14 protein-coding genes are annotated in these 21,363 nt (G+C 52.0%); 8 read left to right on the plus strand and 6 right to left on the minus strand.

Annotated elements, in window-relative coordinates:
* Positions 1-32: 32 nt before the first annotated feature.
* The 7 genes from cmoM to gloC all read left to right on the plus strand — a co-directional run bounded on the left by cmoM (position 33) and on the right by gloC (position 10,791).
* Positions 33-818, plus strand: a complete 786-nt coding sequence (gene cmoM / locus FEK66_RS15585) for a tRNA uridine 5-oxyacetic acid(34) methyltransferase CmoM (RefSeq protein ID WP_130205339.1) — start codon at positions 33-35, stop codon at positions 816-818.
* Positions 815-2,137: a chromosome partition protein MukF gene (gene mukF / locus FEK66_RS15590; RefSeq protein ID WP_130205341.1), complete on the plus strand. Its 1,323-nt coding sequence runs from the start codon at positions 815-817 to the stop codon at positions 2,135-2,137. Before cmoM ends, mukF begins: the two co-directional genes overlap by 4 nt.
* Entirely contained in the window at positions 2,118-2,822 is a 705-nt protein-coding gene (gene mukE / locus FEK66_RS15595) for a chromosome partition protein MukE (protein WP_010344468.1), read from the plus strand. Before mukF ends, mukE begins: the two co-directional genes overlap by 20 nt.
* A complete protein-coding gene (mukB, locus tag FEK66_RS15600; protein ID WP_130258245.1) occupies positions 2,822-7,282 on the plus strand; it encodes a chromosome partition protein MukB in 4,461 nt (1,486 codons plus the stop codon). The genes mukE and mukB overlap by 1 nt, the downstream gene beginning before the upstream one ends.
* 258 nt (positions 7,283-7,540) lie before the next feature.
* Positions 7,541-9,388, plus strand: coding sequence for a L,D-transpeptidase (ldtD, locus tag FEK66_RS15605; RefSeq protein ID WP_130260781.1), 1,848 nt, complete (start codon positions 7,541-7,543; stop codon positions 9,386-9,388).
* A 180-nt stretch (positions 9,389-9,568) separates the two neighbouring features.
* Positions 9,569-10,117 (plus strand): YcbK family protein, encoded by a 549-nt coding sequence (locus tag FEK66_RS15610; protein ID WP_130205347.1) that lies wholly within the window; start codon positions 9,569-9,571, stop codon positions 10,115-10,117.
* A gap of 26 nt (positions 10,118-10,143) precedes the next feature.
* Positions 10,144-10,791, plus strand: coding sequence for a hydroxyacylglutathione hydrolase GloC (gene gloC / locus FEK66_RS15615; RefSeq protein WP_130205349.1), 648 nt, complete (start codon positions 10,144-10,146; stop codon positions 10,789-10,791).
* A gap of 221 nt (positions 10,792-11,012) precedes the next feature.
* On the opposite strand, the gene aspC is transcribed toward gloC, so the two are convergent.
* From aspC to pncB, 4 genes are all read right to left on the minus strand, one after another.
* Complete coding sequence (gene aspC / locus FEK66_RS15620) at positions 11,013-12,203, minus strand: aspartate transaminase (RefSeq protein WP_135493629.1); 1,191 nt, start codon at positions 12,201-12,203, stop codon at positions 11,013-11,015.
* A gap of 183 nt (positions 12,204-12,386) precedes the next feature.
* Positions 12,387-13,457, minus strand: coding sequence for a porin OmpF (gene ompF, locus FEK66_RS15625; protein ID WP_130205353.1), 1,071 nt, complete (start codon positions 13,455-13,457; stop codon positions 12,387-12,389).
* A gap of 602 nt (positions 13,458-14,059) precedes the next feature.
* Complete coding sequence (gene asnS / locus FEK66_RS15630; RefSeq protein WP_130205355.1) at positions 14,060-15,460, minus strand: asparagine--tRNA ligase; 1,401 nt, start codon at positions 15,458-15,460, stop codon at positions 14,060-14,062.
* Positions 15,461-15,628: 168 nt separating this feature from the next.
* On the minus strand, positions 15,629-16,831 hold the full coding sequence (pncB, locus tag FEK66_RS15635; protein WP_130205357.1) for a nicotinate phosphoribosyltransferase: 1,203 nt from the start codon (positions 16,829-16,831) through the stop codon (positions 15,629-15,631).
* Positions 16,832-17,096: 265 nt separating this feature from the next.
* On the opposite strand from pncB, the gene pepN reads away from it, so the two are divergent.
* Positions 17,097-19,709 (plus strand): aminopeptidase N, encoded by a 2,613-nt coding sequence (pepN, locus tag FEK66_RS15640; RefSeq protein WP_135493630.1) that lies wholly within the window; start codon positions 17,097-17,099, stop codon positions 19,707-19,709.
* A gap of 89 nt (positions 19,710-19,798) precedes the next feature.
* On the opposite strand, the gene ssuB is transcribed toward pepN, so the two are convergent.
* Both ssuB and ssuC read right to left on the minus strand, forming a co-directional pair.
* Positions 19,799-20,566, minus strand: a complete 768-nt coding sequence (gene ssuB, locus FEK66_RS15645; protein ID WP_135492137.1) for an aliphatic sulfonates ABC transporter ATP-binding protein — start codon at positions 20,564-20,566, stop codon at positions 19,799-19,801.
* Positions 20,563-21,354 carry an aliphatic sulfonate ABC transporter permease SsuC gene (gene ssuC, locus FEK66_RS15650; RefSeq protein WP_053263467.1) on the minus strand — a complete coding sequence of 264 codons (792 nt, stop codon included), beginning with the start codon at positions 21,352-21,354 and terminating at the stop codon, positions 20,563-20,565. Before ssuC ends, ssuB begins: the two co-directional genes overlap by 4 nt.
* Between the last annotated feature and the right edge of the window lie 9 nt (positions 21,355-21,363).

Raw genomic sequence — 21,363 nt, forward strand, 5'->3', positions numbered from 1 at the left:
GAAAACGTCTTAGCCAACCGGTGGAGAAAGCAATGCAGGATCGCAATTTTGATGATATTGCGGAAAAGTTTTCCCGTAACATTTACGGCACCACCAAAGGGCAGCTTCGACAGGCTATTCTGTGGCAAGATCTCGATCGCGTGCTGGCGGAAATGGGCGCGCAAAAACTGCGTGTGCTGGATGCCGGTGGCGGTGAAGGGCAGACCGCAATCAAAATGGCCGAGCGCGGGCATCAGGTCATTTTATGCGATCTCTCTGCGCAGATGATCGACCGCGCAAAACAGGCGGCAGAAGCAAAAGGTGTGAGCGACAAAATGCAATTTATACATTGCGCCGCTCAGGATGTTGCTTCACATTTGGAAACGCCCGTTGATCTGATATTGTTCCATGCGGTGCTGGAGTGGGTGGCCGATCCCCGCAGCGTATTACAGACCCTGTGGTCCGTGTTGCGTCCAGGCGGTGTGTTGTCGTTAATGTTCTACAATGCGCACGGCTTGCTGATGCATAACATGGTCGCCGGGAATTTTGATTACGTGCAGGCGGGAATGCCGAAAAAGAAAAAACGGACGCTTTCGCCAGATTATCCACGCGACCCGGCGCAGGTTTATCTGTGGCTGGAAGAAGCTGGTTGGCAAATTATGGGTAAGACAGGCGTTCGCGTGTTTCATGATTATCTGCGTGAAAAGCACCAACAGCGCGACAGCTATGAAGCATTACTTGAATTAGAAACGCGTTATTGCCGTCAGGAACCGTATATTAACCTGGGGCGTTATATTCATGTCACCGCGCACAAACCGCAGAGCAAGGATAAAGTATGAGTGAATTATCCCAGACAGTCCCCGAACTGGTTGCCTGGGCCAGAAAAAATGACTTCTCCATCTCGCTGCCGGTAGACCGACTCTCTTTTCTGCTGGCTGTTGCCACGCTGAATGGTGAGCGTCTTGATGGTGAGATGAGTGAAGGCGAGCTGGTGGATGCGTTCCGCCATGTGAGTGATGCGTTTGAGCAAACCAGCGAAACCATCGGCGTGCGCGCCAACAACGCGATCAACGATATGGTGCGTCAACGTCTGCTGAACCGCTTTACCAGCGAGCAGGCGGAAGGGAATGCTATTTATCGCCTGACGCCGCTCGGCATCGGCATTACTGACTACTACATCCGTCAGCGCGAGTTTTCTACGTTGCGCCTTTCTATGCAGTTGTCGATTGTGGCGGGTGAGTTAAAACGTGCAGCCGATGCCGCCGAAGAGGGCGGTGATGAATTTCACTGGCACCGCAACGTCTATGCGCCGCTGAAATATTCGGTAGCGGAAATTTTCGACAGCATCGACCTGACGCAACGTCTGATGGACGAACAGCAGCAGCAGGTGAAGGACGATATCGCTCAGTTGCTGAATAAAGACTGGCGGGCGGCGATCTCCAGCTGTGAATTGTTGCTTTCGGAAACTTCCGGAACGCTGCGTGAATTGCAGGATACGCTGGAAGCGGCAGGCGACAAACTCCAGGCCAATCTGTTGCGCATTCAGGATGCGACGATGACCCATGACGATCTGCATTTTGTCGATCGCCTGGTGTTCGATCTGCAGAGCAAACTCGACCGTATTATCAGTTGGGGCCAGCAATCCATCGACTTGTGGATTGGCTACGATCGCCACGTACACAAATTTATTCGTACCGCTATCGATATGGATAAAAACCGCGTCTTTGCCCAGCGTTTACGCCAGTCGGTACAAACCTATTTTGATGAGCCGTGGGCGCTGACTTACGCCAATGCCGATCGTCTGCTGGATATGCGTGACGAAGAGATGGCACTGCGCGATGAAGAAGTGACCGGGGAACTTCCGCCAGATTTAGAGTACGAAGAGTTTAACGAGATCCGCGAACAACTCGCAGCGATTATCGAAGAGCAGCTCGCCGTCTATAAAACCAGACAAGTACCGCTGGATCTTGGTCTGGTGGTACGCGAATATTTGGCGCAGTATCCGCGTGCGCGTCACTTTGACGTCGCGCGTATTGTTATTGATCAGGCGGTACGCCTCGGCGTAGCGCAAGCAGACTTCACCGGACTGCCAGCGAAATGGCAGCCGATTAATGATTACGGAGCCAAGGTACAGGCGCATGTCATCGACAAATATTGAACAAGTGATGCCGGTTAAGCTGGCGCAGGCGCTGGCGAATCCGTTATTTCCGGCGCTGGATAGCGCCTTACGTTCAGGCCGCCATATTGGCCTCGACGAACTGGATAATCATGCTTTCCTGATGGATTTTCAGGAATATCTGGAAGAATTTTACGCGCGTTATAACGTGGAGCTAATCCGCGCGCCGGAAGGTTTCTTCTATTTACGTCCACGTTCCACCACCATCATCCCACGTTCCGTGTTGTCGGAACTGGACATGATGGTCGGGAAAATCCTCTGTTATCTCTATCTCAGCCCGGAACGGCTGGCGAACGAGGGAATCTTTACCCAGCAGGAACTGTATGACGAACTGCTCACCCTGGCCGATGAAGCAAAATTGCTGAAACTGGTGAACAATCGTTCTACTGGTTCAGACGTTGACCGCCAGAAATTGCAGGAAAAAGTACGCTCTTCGCTCAACCGTCTGCGTCGCTTAGGCATGGTGTGGTTTATGGGCCACGACAGCAGCAAGTTCCGCATTACCGAATCGGTGTTCCGTTTTGGTGCCGATGTGCGTGCGGGCGACGATCCGCGTGAAGCACAACGTCGTCTGATTCGCGATGGTGAAGCAATGTCGCTGGAAAATCACCTGCAACTCAATGACGAAACTGAAGAGAATCAGCCAGATAGCGGAGAGGAAGAATAATGATTGAACGCGGTAAATTTCGCTCACTGACGCTGATTAACTGGAACGGCTTTTTTGCTCGCACCTTTGACCTGGATGAGTTGGTCACGACGCTTTCCGGCGGTAACGGTGCGGGTAAATCCACCACGATGGCGGCGTTTGTTACGGCGCTCATTCCCGACTTGACCCTGCTGCATTTCCGTAACACCACGGAAGCCGGGGCTACCAGCGGTTCGCGCGATAAAGGTCTGCACGGTAAGCTGAAAGCGGGTGTCTGTTATTCGATGCTCGACACCATTAACTCGCGCCACCAGCGCGTGGTGGTCGGTGTGCGTCTGCAACAGGTTGCCGGACGCGATCGTAAAGTGGATATCAAGCCGTTTGCCATTCAGGGACTGCCGATGTCGGTGCAGCCGACACAGCTGGTGACCGAATCCCTGAACGAACGTCAGGCGCGCGTGCTGCCGCTTAACGAGCTGAAAGACAAGCTCGAGGCGATGGAAGGCGTGCAGTTTAAACAGTTCAACTCCATTACCGATTACCACTCGCTGATGTTCGATCTGGGCATCATCGCGCGTCGTCTGCGCTCCGCATCTGACCGTAGCAAATTCTATCGTCTGATCGAAGCTTCGCTGTACGGCGGGATCTCCAGTGCCATTACCCGTTCTCTGCGCGACTACCTGCTGCCGGAAAACAGCGGTGTGCGTAAAGCGTTCCAGGACATGGAAGCGGCGCTGCGTGAAAACCGTATGACGCTGGAAGCGATTCGCGTCACCCAGTCGGACCGCGACCTGTTTAAACATCTGATCAGCGAAGCCACCAACTACGTGGCGGCGGACTACATGCGTCACGCCAACGAGCGCCGTGTCCATCTCGATAAGGCCCTGGAGTTTCGTCGCGAGCTACATACTTCGCGTCAGCAACTGGCGGCGGAGCAGTACAAACATGTCGATATGGCGCGTGAACTGGCAGAGCACAACGGTGCCGAGGGCGATCTGGAAGCGGATTATCAGGCGGCCAGCGATCACCTGAACCTGGTGCAAACCGCTTTGCGTCAGCAGGAGAAAATCGAACGCTACGAAGCGGACCTCGATGAACTGCAGATCCGTCTCGAAGAGCAAAATGAAGTGGTGGCAGAAGCCATCGAGCGCCAGGAAGATAACGAAGCGCGCGCGGAAGCCGCCGAACTGGAAGTGGACGAGCTGAAAAGTCAGCTTGCTGACTACCAGCAGGCGCTGGACGTCCAGCAAACGCGTGCGATCCAGTACAACCAGGCGATTGCTGCGCTTAATCGCGCCAAAGAACTGTGCCATCTGCCGGACTTAACCGCCGACAGCGCCGCCGAATGGCTGGAAACCTTCCAGGCGAAAGAGCTGGAAGCGACCGAAAAAATGCTCTCTCTTGAGCAGAAAATGAGCATGGCGCAAACTGCGCACAGCCAGTTTGAGCAGGCTTATCAGCTGGTGGTTGCAATCAACGGCCCGCTGGCGCGTAACGAGGCGTGGGATGTCGCCCGCGAACTGCTGCGCGAAGGGGTCGATCAGCGTCACCTGGCAGAGCAGGTTCAGCCACTGCGGATGCGCTTAAGCGAACTGGAACAGCGTCTGCGCGAGCAGCAAGAAGCTGAACGTCTGCTGGCAGATTTCTGCAAACGTCAGGGCAAGAATTTTGATATCGACGAACTGGAAGCCCTGCATCAGGAACTGGAAGCGCGTATTGCCTCTCTTTCTGACAGCGTTTCCAACGCCCGTGAAGAGCGTATGGCACTGCGTCAGGAACAGGAACAGCTGCAATCTCGTATTCAGAGCCTGATGCAGCGTGCGCCGGTTTGGCTGGCAGCGCAAAACAGCCTCAATCAGTTGAGCGAGCAGTGCGGTGAAGAGTTCACCTGCAGCCAGGATGTCACCGAATATCTGCAACAACTGCTGGAGCGTGAGCGCGAAGCGATTGTTGAACGTGATGAAGTGGGCGCGCGCAAAAACGCTGTCGATGAAGAGATCGAACGTTTAAGCCAGCCAGGCGGCTCCGAAGACCAGCGTCTGAATGCGCTGGCCGAGCGTTTTGGCGGCGTGCTGCTGTCAGAAATTTATGACGACGTTAGCCTGGAAGATGCGCCGTACTTCTCGGCGCTGTATGGCCCGTCTCGCCACGCCATTGTGGTGCCGGATCTGTCTCAGGTGGCCGAACAGCTGGAAGGCTTAACCGATTGTCCGGAAGATCTCTACTTGATCGAGGGGGATCCGCAGTCGTTCGATGATAGCGTGTTCAACGTCGATGAGCTGGAAAAAGCGGTGGTGGTGAAAACCGCCGAGCGTCAGTGGCGTTACTCGCGCTTCCCGGAAGTGCCGCTGTTTGGTCGCGCGGCGCGTGAAAGCCGGATCGAAAGCCTGCACGCCGAGCGCGAATTGCTTTCTGAACGCTTTGCTACGCTCTCCTTTGATGTTCAGAAAACCCAGCGACTGCATCAGGCATTCAGCCGCTTTATTGGCAGCCATCTGGCAGTGGCGTTTGAGTCCGATCCAGAAGCCGAAATTCGCCAACTGAACAGCCGTCGTGTCGAACTGGAGCGGGCGTTGAGTAATCATGAAAATGATAACCAGCAGCAGCGAATTCAGTTTGAGCAGGCGAAAGAGGGCGTTGCGGCACTGAACCGTATCCTGCCGCGTCTCAACCTGTTAGCGGATGACTCACTGGCGGATCGTGTCGATGAAATCCGCGAACGTCTTGATGAAGCTCAGGAAGCCGCGCGTTTTGTTCAGCAGTTTGGCAATCAACTGGCGAAACTGGAGCCGATCGTTTCTGTGTTGCAGAGCGACCCGGAACAGTTCGAACAGTTAAAAGAAGATTACGCGTATTCTCAGCAGATGCAGCGCGATGCCCGTCAACAGGCATTTGCCCTGACTGAAGTGGTACAGCGTCGTGCGCACTTTAGCTACTCTGACTCGGCAGAAATGCTGAGTGGGAACAGCGATCTCAACGAAAAACTGCGCGAACGTCTGGAGCAGGCGGAAGCGGAACGTACTCGTGCTCGTGAAGCGTTGCGCGGCCACGCTGCGCAGTTGAGTCAGTACAACCAGGTACTGGCTTCGCTGAAAAGTTCTTACGACACCAAAAAAGAGCTGCTTAACGATCTACAACGAGAACTACAGGATATCGGCGTGCGTGCCGATAGCGGGGCAGAAGAGCGGGCGCGTATTCGCCGTGACGAGCTGCACGCGCAACTGAGCAATAACCGTTCACGCCGCAATCAACTGGAAAAAGCGCTGACCTTCTGCGAAGCGGAGATGGACAACCTGACCCGCAAACTGCGCAAGCTGGAACGTGATTACTTTGAGATGCGCGAGCAGGTAGTGACCGCCAAAGCGGGCTGGTGTGCGGTAATGCGCATGGTGAAAGATAATGGCGTTGAACGCCGCTTACACCGTCGTGAGTTGGCTTATCTCTCTGCCGATGATTTACGTTCCATGTCGGATAAGGCGTTAGGTGCGCTGCGTCTGGCGGTGGCGGATAACGAACATCTGCGCGACGTGCTGCGCATGTCGGAAGATCCAAAACGACCTGAGCGCAAAATCCAGTTCTTCGTGGCGGTTTATCAGCATCTGCGCGAACGTATTCGCCAGGATATTATTCGTACCGATGATCCGGTGGAAGCTATCGAGCAGATGGAAATCGAACTTAGCCGTCTGACCGAAGAGTTAACTTCTCGCGAACAGAAACTGGCGATCAGCTCCCGCAGTGTGGCGAACATCATTCGCAAAACCATTCAGCGCGAACAGAACCGCATCCGCATGCTCAACCAGGGCTTGCAGAGCGTATCGTTCGGTCAGGTGAACAGTGTGCGTCTGAACGTGAACGTGCGTGAAACCCACGCCATGCTGCTTGACGTGCTTTCAGAACAGCATGAGCAACATCAGGATCTGTTCAAGAGCAACCGTCTAACCTTCTCGGAAGCTCTGGCAAAACTGTATCAGCGACTTAATCCACAAATTGATATGGGTCAGCGCACGCCGCAAACCATTGGTGAAGAACTTCTGGATTACCGTAACTACCTGGAGATGGAAGTTGAGGTTAACCGTGGTTCCGATGGTTGGTTGCGCGCGGAGTCTGGCGCACTGTCGACCGGTGAGGCTATCGGTACGGGTATGTCGATTCTGGTGATGGTGGTACAGAGCTGGGAAGATGAATCTCGCCGCCTGCGCGGTAAAGATATCTCTCCTTGCCGTCTGCTATTCCTTGATGAAGCTGCGCGACTGGATGCCCGTTCCATCGCCACGCTGTTTGAATTGTGTGAGCGTTTGCAAATGCAGCTCATCATCGCGGCACCTGAAAATATCAGCCCGGAGAAAGGCACCACCTATAAACTGGTGCGTAAAGTCTTCCAGAATACCGAACACGTTCACGTAGTCGGCCTGCGAGGATTTGCGCCGCAACTCCCTGAAACGCTTCCAGGAACGGATGAAGCGCCTTCTCAGGCAAGTTAAGTTCAAGGCGGCAGCGATGCCGCCTTTTTTTTTCGAAAAACTCCGTTTCTGCACTAAAAAAATGCCGCATTATGGCGCGCTTTTCTTTAAACTTCTTTACATTAGGTTGTGTAAAAACGTACCGACGTTTATATACTGAAGGTAAGCTTGATAAGTAACAGGCTTGCTCGTCATACTTTCATGAGTATTGGCGTTGTAAAGGCAGTTAAGATAAAACAGCCTGGCTATTCAGAGTATGATAAAAACAGGGGGCAAGGGATGTTGCTTAACATGATGTGTGGTCGTCGGCTTTCGGCAATCAGTTTGTGCCTGGCCGTAACATTCGCTCCACTGTTCAGTGTGCAGGCTGATGAGCCTGAGGTTATCCCTGGTGACAGCCCGGTGGCTGTAAGTGAACAGGGAGATGTACTGCCGCAGGCGCAAGCCACGGCAATAATGGCGGGGATCCAACCGCTACCTGAAGGTGCGGCAGAAAAGGCCCGCACGCAAATTGAATCACAATTACCTGCAGGTTATAAGCCGGTTTATCTTAACCAGCTTCAACTCTTGTATGCAGCACGCGATATGCAGCCGATGTGGGAAAATCGTGATGCAGTTAAAGCTTTCCAGCAGCAGTTGGCGGAAGTGGCGATTGCCGGTTTTCAACCGCAGTTTAACAAATGGGTGGAGTTACTGACTGACCCTGGCGTTAACGGTATGGCACGTGATGTGGTGCTATCGGATGCAATGATGGGGTATCTCCATTTCGTCGCAAACATTCCGGTCAAAGGTACCCGCTGGCTGTACAGCAGTAAACCTTATGCGCTCTCAACACCGCCGCTCTCGGTCATTAACCATTGGCAGGTGGCGCTGGATAACGGTCAACTGACCACGTTTGTCACAGGGTTGGCACCACAGCATCCGCAATATTCAGCAATGCATGAATCTTTGCTGAACTTATTGAGTGATTCCAAACCGTGGCCGCAACTGACCGGTAAAGCAACGCTACGCCCTGGTCAATGGAGTAACGACGTCCCGGCGCTGCGCGAGATTTTGCAGCGTACAGGTATGCTCGAAGGTGGGCCGAAAATAGCACTGCCGGGCGATGAAACATCGACAGGCGCGGTAGTTAGTCCGTCTGCCGCTGCAATTGAAACAGCCGAAACTAAGCCGATGGGTAAGCAAACTACAGCTCGCAGTAAACCTGCGCCAGCCGTCCGAGCTGCCTATGATAATGAGCTGGTGGAAGCCGTGAAACGTTTTCAGGCATGGCAAGGCTTAGGGGCAGATGGCTCTATTGGCCCGGCAACGCGAGACTGGTTAAACGTCACGCCTGCACAGCGAGCGGGCGTGCTGGCGCTCAATATCCAGCGATTGCGCTTGCTGCCATCCGAGCTTTCTACTGGCATCATGGTTAACATTCCGGCCTATTCGCTGGTCTATTATCAGAACGGCAATCAAGTGCTGGATTCAAGGGTCATTGTCGGTCGTCCCGATCGCAAAACGCCGATGATGAGCAGTGCCTTAAACAATGTGGTGGTAAACCCGCCGTGGAACGTACCACCGACGCTGGCACGCAAAGATATTCTGCCAAAGGTGCGTAACGATCCCGGTTATCTTGAAAGCCATGGCTATACGGTTATGCGCGGCTGGAACAGCAAAGATGCGCTTGACCCGTGGCAGATTGACTGGTCGACGATAACCGCATCGAATTTGCCGTTCCGCTTCCAGCAAGCTCCTGGCCCGCGAAATTCGCTAGGACGGTATAAATTTAATATGCCGAGTTCAGACGCTATCTATTTGCATGACACGCCGAATCACAATCTTTTCAAACGTGAAACGCGCGCGTTGAGTTCTGGCTGTGTGCGGGTGAATAAGGCGTCGGATCTGGCAAATATGCTGCTGCAGGATGCTGGCTGGAATGACAAGCGTATCTCCGATGCTCTGAAGAGGGGTGATACCCGTTACGTTAATATTCGTCAATCGATACCGGTTAATCTTTACTATCTGACCGCTTTTGTTGGTGCAGATGGTCGAACCCAATATCGTACAGATATTTACAATTATGATCTGCCGGCACGATCCAGCTCGCAAATTGTCTCAAAAGCGGAACAATTAATCAGGTAAATGAAGTAGTTCGGGAAAATCTGTTGTCGTAATAATTAGCATTTTCGGGGGCTATTCTCTGTAGCCCCCGTCGCTGCTGGGGGGGAGTCATCTTGACGTCAGCTTTATGGGCGGTTAAGGTGCCTCTTGTGCGCCAGAAGTGCATATAAACGATAACATTGACCTGTAGACTTGATTATCATGGACAAATTCGACGCTAATCGCCGCAAACTACTGGCGCTTGGTGGTGTTGCACTTGGTGCCGCCATCCTGCCGACGCCTTCATTTGCGACACTCTCTACCCCACGTCCGCGCATTTTGACACTTAACAATCTCCATACCGGAGAGTCAATTAAGGCGGAGTTTTTCGATGGCAGAGGCTATATTCAGGAAGAATTGGCAAAACTAAACCATTTTTTCCGCGATTTCCGCGCGAACAAAATAAGGTCCATCGACCCAGGATTATTCGACCAGTTATATCGCCTGCAAGGGTTGTTAGGCACTCGCAAGCCAGTACAGCTCATTTCTGGCTACCGTTCGATTGACACCAATAATGAATTACGCGCCCACAGCCGTGGAGTAGCAAAGAAAAGCTATCACACTAAAGGGCAGGCGATGGACTTCCATATTGAAGGTATTGCGTTAAGCAATATACGCAAAGCAGCGTTATCTATGCGCGCAGGTGGTGTAGGATATTACCCACGCAGTAACTTTGTGCATATTGATACCGGGCCAGCGCGGCACTGGTAACAATCGCTTAACGAAACAGGGGCAGTATGAATTATCGTATTATTCCGGTCACCGCATTTTCCCAGAACTGTTCATTGATCTGGTGTGAGCAAACTCGCCTGGCCGCACTGGTCGATCCGGGTGGCGATGCGGAAAAAATCAAACAGGAAGTTGACGCCAGCGGCCTGACGCTAATGCAGATCCTGCTGACGCATGGTCATCTGGACCACGTTGGCGCAGCGGCGGAACTGGCACAACACTACGGTGTGCCAGTGCTTGGCCCGGAAAAAGAAGATGAGTTCTGGCTGCAAGGCTTGCCTGCGCAGAGTCGCATGTTTGGCCTGGAAGAGTGTCAGCCATTAACACCAGATCGCTGGCTGAATGAAGGCGACACTATCAGCATAGGGAATGTGACTTTACAGGTGTTACATTGCCCAGGGCATACGCCAGGCCATGTGGTTTTCTTTGATAATCAGGCAAAACTGTTGATTTCTGGCGACGTCCTTTTCAAAGGCGGAGTAGGGCGCAGTGACTTCCCACGAGGCGATCACAATCAACTAATTTCTTCAATCAAAGATAAATTGCTGCCATTGGGGGATGACGTGACATTTATTCCTGGTCACGGACCATTATCCACTCTTGGTTATGAGCGCCTGCATAACCCCTTCCTGCAAGACGAAATGCCCGTCTGGTAAAAGCGCATAAAAAAGCCCGCTTTCAATGCGGGCCTGGATTTCTGACAAAGTGTGCTTTGTTTATGCCGGATGCGGCGCGAGCACCTTATCCAGCTTACAAAATCGTGCAAATTCAAAATGTTGCAGGGGACGCGTAGGCCTGATAAGCGTAGCGCATCAGGCAATGTTGCGTTTGTCATCAGTCTCAGCCCGCTTTCAGCGGGCTTCATTGGTTTTAACGCTTACAGCACAGCCACAATCGCTTCGCACAGCGGCGCCATATTATCTGGCGTCATTCCGGCCACGTTTACGCGACCAGAAGCAACAGCGTACACGCCAAACTCTTCACGCAGACGCAGTACCTGTTCTTTTGTCAGGCCACTGAAAGAGAACATACCATTCTGTTTGATGATAAAGCTAAAGTCGCGGTTTGCGCCTTTCTCCTGCAGTGTATTAACAAATAACTGACGCATACGCTGAATGCGCTGGCGCATATCGGTCAGCTCTTGTTCCCAGATCGCACGCAAAGCCTCGTTGCTCAGGATCGTAGCAACAACCGAAGCCCCGTGAGCCGGTGGGTTAGAATAGTTTGCGCGAATTACTGCTTTCATCTGGCTGAATGCACGATCGACAGTTTCACTGTTTGCGGCAACCAGAGTACAAGCGCCAACACGCTCGTTGTACAGGCCAAAGTTCTTAGAGTAGGAACTGGCGACGATCAGCTCTTTATGCAGAGCCGCGAAAGCGCGCAGACCTTCAGCATCCTCTTCCAGACCACGGGCGAAACCCTGGTAAGCGAAGTCAAATAGCGGCAGCCAGCCTTTCTCAACAGAAAGCTGCGCCAGTGTTTGCCATTGCTCCAGTGTAGGATCGATGCCGGTAGGGTTATGGCAGCAGCCGTGGAACAGGACAACGTCACCAGCCTGAGCTTCGTTCAGACTGTTAACTAAAGCGTCGAAGTCCAGAGTGTGATTTTCTGCATCGTAATAAGCGTATTCACGAACTTCCAGACCCGCAGAGTTAAATACGCTCTTATGGTTTGGCCAGCTTGGGTTGCTCACCCACACACGCTTAACGCTGGTATTTTTTGCCAGGAAATCGGCAGCTACACGTAATGCACCGGTACCACCTGGGGTCTGGGCTGTACGTGCGCGTTTGTCATTGATTAAGGCGCTACCTTTACCAAACAGCAGTTCCTGAGTACAACGACCAAATTCAGGAATACCGTCAATGCCGAGGTAGTTTTTGGTGGTTTCATTTTCGAGCAGATACTGTTCAGCCTTTTTAACGCTGGTCAATACCGGGGTTTTGCCCGTCTCATCTTTATAGACACCAATCCCGAGGTTAATTTTGCCGGGACGTTCATCGGCACGAAACAGATCGGCCAGGCCCAGAATCGGGTCGGCAGGAGCGGCGGTAATGTTCTCAAACATGACGAGGTTCCATTATGGTTACAGAAGGGAAGTCCGCTATCAGGGTAACGGGAGATTTACAAAATTCCAACTATTACTGATGAAAACGCAGGCTGTTTTTTCAAGACGTGAGATTGCTCTGGAAGGCATAAAAAAACAGGACCAAAGTCCTGTTTTTTCGGCATTTAACAAAGAGGTCTGCTATTAGAACTGGTAAACGATACCTACAGCAACGGTATCATCAGAACCTACGCCCAGTTTGTTGTCAGAATCGATCTGGTTGATGATGTAGTCAACATAGGTGGACATGTTTTTGTTGAAGTAGTAGGTTGCGCCCACTTCAACGTAGTTCACCAGATCAACATCACCGATGCCTTCTACGTCTTTCGCTTTAGATTTGGTGTAAGCGATGGACGGACGCAGACCAAAGTCAAACTGGTATTGCGCAACTAACAGAACGTCTTGCGTTTTGTTGGCAAAGCCACCAGTGATCGGGGTGGCGTTACGGGTTTCACCGTAGTTTGCAGCCAGGTAGATGTTATTTGCATCATACTTCAGACCAGTTGCCCACTGTTCAGCTTTTTTACCCTGGCCGAGAGGCTGAGCTTCTTGCAGGTCGGTGCGGTCAGCTGCACCATAAGCACCAACGATACCAAAGCCTTCGAATTCGTAGCTGATGGAACCGCCAACACCGTCGCCGTTAGAACGTCGTGCAGTATCACGCTCGTTTTTACCCAGGTACTGAACAGCGAAGTTCAGGCCATCAACCAGACCAAAGAAGTTGGAGTTACGGTAGGTAGCAACGCCGCCTACACGACCAACGAAGAAGTCATCGCTGTATGCGGTATCGCCACCGAACTCTGGCAGCATATCGGTGTAGCCCAGTGCGTCATAAACAACACCGTAATTACGACCGTAATCGAAAGAACCTACGTCAGCGTATTTCAGACCAGCGAATGCCAGACGGGTTTTGTTGCCAGTTTGAGCGTCAGCACCTTCAGAGTTGTTACCCTGGAAGTTGTATTCCCACTGACCGTAACCGGTCAGATCGGAATTGATTTGAGTTTCCCCTTTAAAACCAAGGCGGGCATAGGTCATGTCACCATTGCCACCGTAACTGTTTTCACCGTTATCCTTGGAAAAATAATGCAGACCGACAGCTTTACCGTACAGATCTACTTTGTTGCCATCTTTGTTATAGATTTCTGCAGCGTTTGCAGTACCTGCTACTAACAGAGCAGGGACAATCACTGCCAGAATATTGCGCTTCATCATTATTTATTACCCTCATGGTTTTTTTTATAACACCTGCCACTGCCGCCAATAAGTTCTGTAAATGAATCTTTACGGAACTATTGATGAGAGTTTGGTGTTTTATGTATCTGCAGGCATCTTTCCATTCAAACTAACGTTTCGCTACCGTGAAAGTGCTACAAAGATAAAGATATAGTTACAAAAAGCAAAAATGTGTAACCAATGGTAAAATTTAAGGGACTTTGTGAACGCCGTCATATTTCCATTGGACTTTAATGATATTTGCAGTGAATTTGATCTATTTATATGATTTCCTTATGTTTAAATTAACTAAACGAAAATTTTCTTTCTGATCATTGTTCCCCGCAGTCTCACTGAATCACGCTTTCAGGCGTCCAGAAAGCCAAAAATAAGTATAAAAATTGTGCTATCAGCTAAGAAATTGCTAATCCGCAATAAGACTGTGGGTTAATTTTTTGTTCGCAAATATTTCAGAGAAATATTCCGTAACAGGAAGAGGGGCCTTGAGGGGTTGCAAATAGATTGATTGACTTAACAAACAGATAACTTGACAGAAGGGGATAAAAAAGAGCCAGCGTGCGCTGGCTCTTTCAGGAAGTGAATTAGAAGCTGGCGTTACGCGGAGTACGTGGGAAAGGAATCACGTCACGCACGTTCTGTACGCCGGTCACGTAGGCAATCAGGCGTTCAAAGCCAAGACCGAAACCGGAATGTGGAACAGTACCGTAGCGACGCAGATCGCGATACCACCAGTAATCTTCTTTGTTCAGGCCCATCTCCAGCATGCGCTCGTCCAGCACGTCCAGACGCTCTTCACGCTGCGAACCACCAATGATCTCACCGATACCCGGCGCCAGAACGTCCATTGCGGCAACGGTTTTACCGTCTTCGTTAAGGCGCATATAGAACGCTTTAATGTCTTTCGGATAGTTTTTAACCACTACCGGTGCTTTAAAGTGTTCTTCCGCCAGATAACGCTCGTGCTCAGAAGAGAGATCGACGCCCCAGTAAACCGGGTTTTCAAATTTCTTACCGCAGTTTTCAAGGATGGTGACTGCTTCGGTGTAATCAACCTGGGCGAAGTCTGCTTCAATGAAACGTTCCAGGCGGCTTACAGCATCTTTGTCCACGCGTTCAGCGAAGAATTTCATGTCGTCAGCACGTTCTTCGAGAACTGCTTTGAAGACATATTTCAGCATGGCTTCAGCCAGACCGGCGATATCGTTCAGATTAGCAAACGCGACTTCTGGCTCCAGCATCCAGAATTCCGCCAGGTGACGACTGGTGTTGGAGTTTTCAGCACGGAATGTCGGGCCGAAGGTATAAATTTTCGATAGCGCACAGGCATAGGTTTCGCCGTTCAACTGACCAGATACGGTCAGGAAAGACTCTTTACCAAAGAAGTCTTTATCGAAATCGACTTTGCCCTGATCGTTACGTGGTAGGTTTTCCAGATCCAGCGTTGAAACGCGGAACATCTCGCCAGCGCCTTCGGTATCGGACGCGGTAATCAGCGGCGTAGAAACCCAGAAGAAGCCCTGCTCGTTAAAGAAGCGATGCAGTGCCTGTGCCAGCGTGTGGCGAACGCGTGCTACAGCGCCAATCAGGTTGGTACGCGGACGCAGGTGAGCGACTTCACGCAGATATTCGATGCTGTGGCGTTTTGCGGCCATCGGGTAAGTGTCTGGATCTTCAACCCAACCGGCAACTTCAACGTTGCTGGCCTGAATTTCAAATTGTTGCCCCTGGCCCGGCGATGCCACGACTTTACCCGTCACAATGACCGAGCAACCGGTGGTCAGACGCAGTACGTCTTCATTGTAATTGGGCAGAGAATTATTGATGACAGCCTGTACAGGATCAAAGCAGGAACCGTCATAAACGGCGAGGAAGGAGATGCCAGCTTTTGAATCTCGGCGGGTACGTACCCATCCGCGCACGGTGACTTCGCTGTCAACGGCTATGCGGCCCTGGAGTACGTCGGCTACAGGCACAACGCTCATAATATTCTCTCTGTTAATAGTCGGAAAAAATAAACACTTGTCCACCCGTCAATGGGGGGATACCTATGTTACCTGGCATCTGCAATCAGACAAGCAGAATTCGCAGATGGGGCAAAAGATTTCGGAATAAAAGGCAAAAAAGGGAGCCGTTATGGCTCCCTGATGATATTAACTGGCTTTTTTAATGTGCGGAAGGTCGAATGCTTTACGCAGCGCGCGGACAAACGCTTTGTCATGGCAGATAGTTTTGCCAGGGCTGTCAGAAAGTTTCGCCACCGGTTTACCGTTACACTCCACCAGTTTAATCACGATATTCAAGGGTTTTACCTGAGGAATATCACAAGTCAGGCGTGTACCAATGCCAAAACTTAATTGCACGCGAGAAGAGAAGTGGCGATAAAGCTCAACCGCTTTAGGTAAATCCAGATTGTCGGAGAAAACCAGTATTTTGCTTTGCGGGTCAATCCCCAGTTTCTCATAATGTGCAATCGCTTTTTCGCCCCATTCTACCGGGTCGCCAGAGTCATGGCGCAAGCCCTGATAGCGGCTGGCAAACTCCACGCCGAAATCACGTAAGAATGCATCCATCGTAATACAGTCGGTTAACGCAATCCCCAGTTGATCGGGATACTCTTCCAGCCAGGCAGCAAGTGCAGCTCGCTGGCTGTTGGCAAGGTCCGGGCTGATTTGCTGATGTGCCTGGAACCATTCGTGTGCCTGGGTTCCCATCGGCGTAAGGGAAAGGCGACGCGCCAGATCGTAATTACTGGTGCCAACGAACCACTTTTCCTGTTGCAGACGTTTAACGATGGTTTCTTGTACTTCGCGAGAAAAACGGCGGCGAGTGCCGAAATCCATCAGATGGAAGCGCGACATATCAAGGTCGGCGGTTAACGCCGAGAAGTTGACTAATTTGCTTTCCAGAGTGTCGAGGGCTTGCGCAACGTCGGCCTGCGGTGAGCGATAGCGATGTACCAGTTCACTAATGACCGCCAGCAAAGGAACTTCCCATAGGATGACTTCACGCCACGGACCGCTTAAACGAATATCCAGCTTACCGTTATCGTTGCTAACAGTGACCTGTTCCGGATTAAAGCGGAATTCACGCAGCCAGTCGAGATAGTCGGCTTTAAAGAAAGGCAGGGCAGAGAGCCACTGATATTCATCATCCCGCAGGCACAAGTTTTCCATCGCCTGAACCTGTTCACGAATAGCATCGGCATAAATACCCAGCAGATCGTCACCACGGCAACGAAATTCCGCCGCGACATGCACATCATAGTAGTGATGAAACACGGCTTGCTGCATATGCAACTTATAAGCATCTGTATCCAGCAACGAGTGCAGAACAGGAGAAGCGAATTGTGTCATAGGTGCGCAGTAGCGTCCTCTTACGGGAGCGTTTAGTACAATAAACATCTTAGGAAACTGCTGGAGTATACCTTGTTTCGCAATTTATTGAACCCCGATCACACCATATGCCACCTTTATGGTCGATAGCGTTGCGCTGTGTATGTTATACAAATGTAGCAATAAAAGCGTTTGTACCTGAAAAGATGAAGATTCTGCGTAGCGAGATTTACGCAACAGGAATAGACTGAACACCAGACTCTATAAAAGATGCTAAAGGTTATTTATGACTCAACAGCCACAAGCCAAATACCGTCACGATTATCGTGCGCCGGATTACCAGATTACTGATATTGACTTGACCTTTGACCTGGACGCGCAAAAGACGGTAGTTACCGCAGTCAGCCAGGCTGTCCGTCATGGTGCATCAGATGCACCGCTTCGTCTTGATGGCGAAGATCTTAAACTGGTTTCTATTCATATTAATGATGAGCCGTGGAACGCCTGGAAAGAAGAAGAGGGCGCACTGGTCATCAGTAATTTGCCGGAGTGTTTTACGCTCAAGATTGTTAATGAAATTAGTCCGGCAGCGAATACCGCGTTGGAAGGGCTTTATCAGTCAGGCGATGCGCTTTGCACTCAGTGTGAAGCCGAAGGTTTCCGCCATATTACGTATTATCTCGACCGCCCGGACGTGCTGGCGCGTTTTACCACCAAAATTATTGCCGATAAAACCAAATATCCATTCCTGCTTTCCAACGGTAACCGCGTTGCGCAAGGCGAACTGGAAAACGGACGTCACTGGGTACAGTGGCAGGACCCGTTCCCGAAACCGTGCTACCTGTTTGCGCTGGTGGCAGGCGACTTCGACGTGCTGCGCGACACCTTCACCACGCGTTCTGGCCGCGAAGTAGCGCTGGAGCTGTATGTCGATCGCGGCAACCTTGATCGCGCTCCGTGGGCGATGACGTCCCTGAAAAATTCCATGAAGTGGGATGAAGAACGCTTCGGCCTGGAGTATGACCTCGACATCTATATGATCGTTGCGGTGGATTTCTTCAATATGGGCGCGATGGAGAATAAAGGTCTGAATATCTTTAACTCCAAGTATGTACTGGCGCGCACCGACACCGCCACCGACAAAGATTACCTTGATATTGAACGCGTTATCGGTCATGAATATTTCCATAACTGGACCGGTAACCGTGTGACCTGCCGCGACTGGTTCCAGCTTAGTCTGAAAGAAGGCTTAACGGTGTTCCGCGATCAGGAATTCAGCTCTGACCTTGGTTCCCGCGCAGTTAACCGCATCAATAACGTGCGCACCATGCGCGGATTGCAGTTTGCGGAAGACGCCAGCCCGATGGCGCACCCGATCCGCCCGGACATGGTCATTGAAATGAACAACTTCTACACCCTGACCGTTTACGAGAAGGGCGCGGAAGTGATCCGTATGATCCACACCCTGCTGGGCGAAGAAAACTTCCAGAAAGGGATGCAGCTCTATTTCGAGCGTCATGATGGCAGTGCAGCGACCTGCGACGATTTCGTTCAGGCGATGGAAGACGCGTCGAATGTCGATCTCTCCCATTTCCGCCGTTGGTACAGTCAGTCCGGCACGCCGGTTGTAGCCGTCAAAGACGACTACAATCCGGAAACCGAGCAGTACACCCTGACCATCAGCCAGCGCACGCCTGCTACGCCGGATCAGGCAGAAAAACAGCCGCTGCATATTCCGTTTGTCATCGAACTGTATGACAACGAAGGCAAGGTGATCCCGTTGCAGAAAGGCGGTCATCCGATGAATTCCGTGCTGAACGTTACTCAGGCGGAACAGACCTTTGTCTTTGATAATGTCTACTTCCAGCCGGTGCCTGCGCTGCTGTGCGAATTCTCTGCGCCAGTGAAACTGGAATATAAGTGGAGCGATCAGCAACTGACCTTCCTGATGCGTCATGCGCGTAATGATTTCTCCCGCTGGGATGCGGCGCAAAGTTTGCTGGCAACCTACATCAAGCTGAACGTCGCCCGTCATCAGCAAGGTCAACCATTGTCTTTACCAGCACACGTTGCCGATGCTTTCCGCGCGGTACTGCTGGATGAGAAGATTGACCCGGCACTGGCGGCAGAAATTCTGACACTGCCTTCCGTCAATGAAATGGCGGAACTGTTCGATATCATTGATCCGATTGCTATTGCCGAAGTGCGCGAAGCACTCACCCGTACTCTGGCTACTGAACTGGCGGATGAGCTGCTGGCAATCTATAACGCGAATTACCAGAGCGAGTATCGCGTTGAGCATGAAGATATTGCGAAACGGACGCTGCGTAATGCCTGCCTGCGCTTCCTCGCTTTTGGTGAAACGCATCTGGCTGATGTGCTGGTGAGCAAGCAGTTCCACGAAGCGAACAATATGACCGATGCGCTGGCAGCGCTTTCCGCGGCGGTTGCTGCGCAGTTGCCATGCCGTGACAAGTTGATGCAGGAATACGACGATAAGTGGCATCAGGACGGTCTGGTGATGGATAAATGGTTTATCCTGCAAGCTACCAGCCCGGCGGCGAATGTGCTGGAGACGGTGCGTGGTCTGTTGCAGCATCGCTCATTTACCATGAGCAACCCGAACCGTATTCGTTCGTTGATTGGCGCGTTTGCGGGCAGCAACCCGGCAGCGTTCCATGCCGAAGATGGCAGCGGTTACCAGTTCCTGGTGGAAATGCTTACCGACCTCAACAGCCGTAACCCGCAGGTGGCTTCACGTCTGATTGAGCCGCTGATTCGCCTGAAACGTTACGATGCCAAACGTCAGGAGAAAATGCGTGCGGCGCTGGAACAGTTGAAAGGGCTGGAAAATCTCTCTGGCGATCTGTACGAGAAAATAACTAAAGCTCTGGCTTGATACAAACATGCCTGATGCGACGCTTGACGCGCCTTATCAGGCCTACAAGCCCGTTGAAGCTGCTGGTTTTGTGCGCCGCATCCGGCATATTAACCATGACGCCGAATCGGTTGTTCAGAATGCCCACGATGCATCACCCGCTGCAACACTTCCGCTTCCAGCTCCGCTAATCGCACTGATCCTAACCGGCGCGGACGGGGGATATCTACCGTCAAATCCAGACCAATTTTTCCTTCTTCAATTAACAGCACCCGGTCAGCCATCGCTACCGCTTCGCTCACATCATGCGTCACCAGCAAAACAGTAAAGCCATGATCCTGCCAGAGTGACACAATCAAATCCTGCATCTCCAGCCGCGTTAAAGCGTCCAGCGCACCGAGTGGTTCATCAAGCAACAATAAACCCGGTCGATGGATCAACGCTCGCGCCAGCGCCACACGCTGTTTCTGCCCGCCAGAAAGTGCGGCCGGCCATTCCCCGGCGCGATTCTCCAGACCTACCGCAGCCAGCGCCTGACGCGCGGCATCGCGCCACTGGCCTTTAAGGCCTAACCCAACGTTATCAATCACCGATTTCCATGGCAGCAGACGCGCATCCTGAAACATCATTCGCGTATCATCCTGAATCTCAGCCAGCGGTGTTGTGCCTGCCAGCACATCGCCTGCGGTTGGCGTTTCCAGCCCGGCCAGCAGTCGCAGCAGGGTACTTTTGCCACCACCGCTGCGGCCCACTACCGCCACAAACTGGCCTGCCGGAATATGCAAATCCAGTTGGTTCAGGACGATATTTTCCGCGTAATGTTTGCTTACCGCATTGAGCAGTAGCGGCGTACCCTGGTTCAGACGAGCAGTATTCATACAGTGGCCTCTTTCAGATGATAAGCCGGGTTCCAGCGCAACCAGAGGCGCTCTAAAAGTTGCGCGCTGACGTCAGCAAGTTTGCCGAGCAGGGCGTAGAGAATAATGGCAACCACCACCACGTCCGTTTGCAAAAACTCCCGCGCATTCATCGCCAGATAACCAATGCCAGAATTAGCAGAAATGGTTTCAGCAACAATCAGCGTCAGCCACATCAGACCTAACGCGAAGCGCACGCCGACCATAATTGAGGGTAGGGCACCAGGCAGGATCACATGGATAAACAGCGGTAATCCGGATAAGCCATAGCTTCGCGCCATTTCCACCAGCCCGCGATCGATATTACGGATGCCGTGCCAGGTATTGATATAAATGGGGAAAAGCGTGCCGAGCGCCACCAGAAAGATTTTCGCGGATTCATCAATGCCAAACCACAAAATCACCAGCGGGATCAGTGCCAGATGCGGCACGTTGCGCAACATCTGAATTGAGGTATCCAGCAGCCGTTCTCCCCAGCGAGATAGTCCGCTAATCAGCCCCAGAATCAACCCCAGCGATCCGCCAATTGAAAAGCCAATCAGCGCCCGCCAGGAGCTGATCGCCAGATGCTGCCACAATTCGCCGCTGGCGGAGAGCGTCCAGAACGCCATCACCACCCCTTCCGGTGAGGGCAAAATACGCGTCGACAACCAGCCAACTGAGGAGGCCAGTTGCCACACCGCCACGATGCCCACCGGTAAAAACCAGGGGGCAACGCGCAATAACCACTTCTTCACTGGCGTTGCCATCATCGTGTT

Source organism: Escherichia sp. E1130, assembly GCF_005781065.1.
Classification (GTDB): Bacteria; Pseudomonadota; Gammaproteobacteria; order Enterobacterales; family Enterobacteriaceae; genus Escherichia.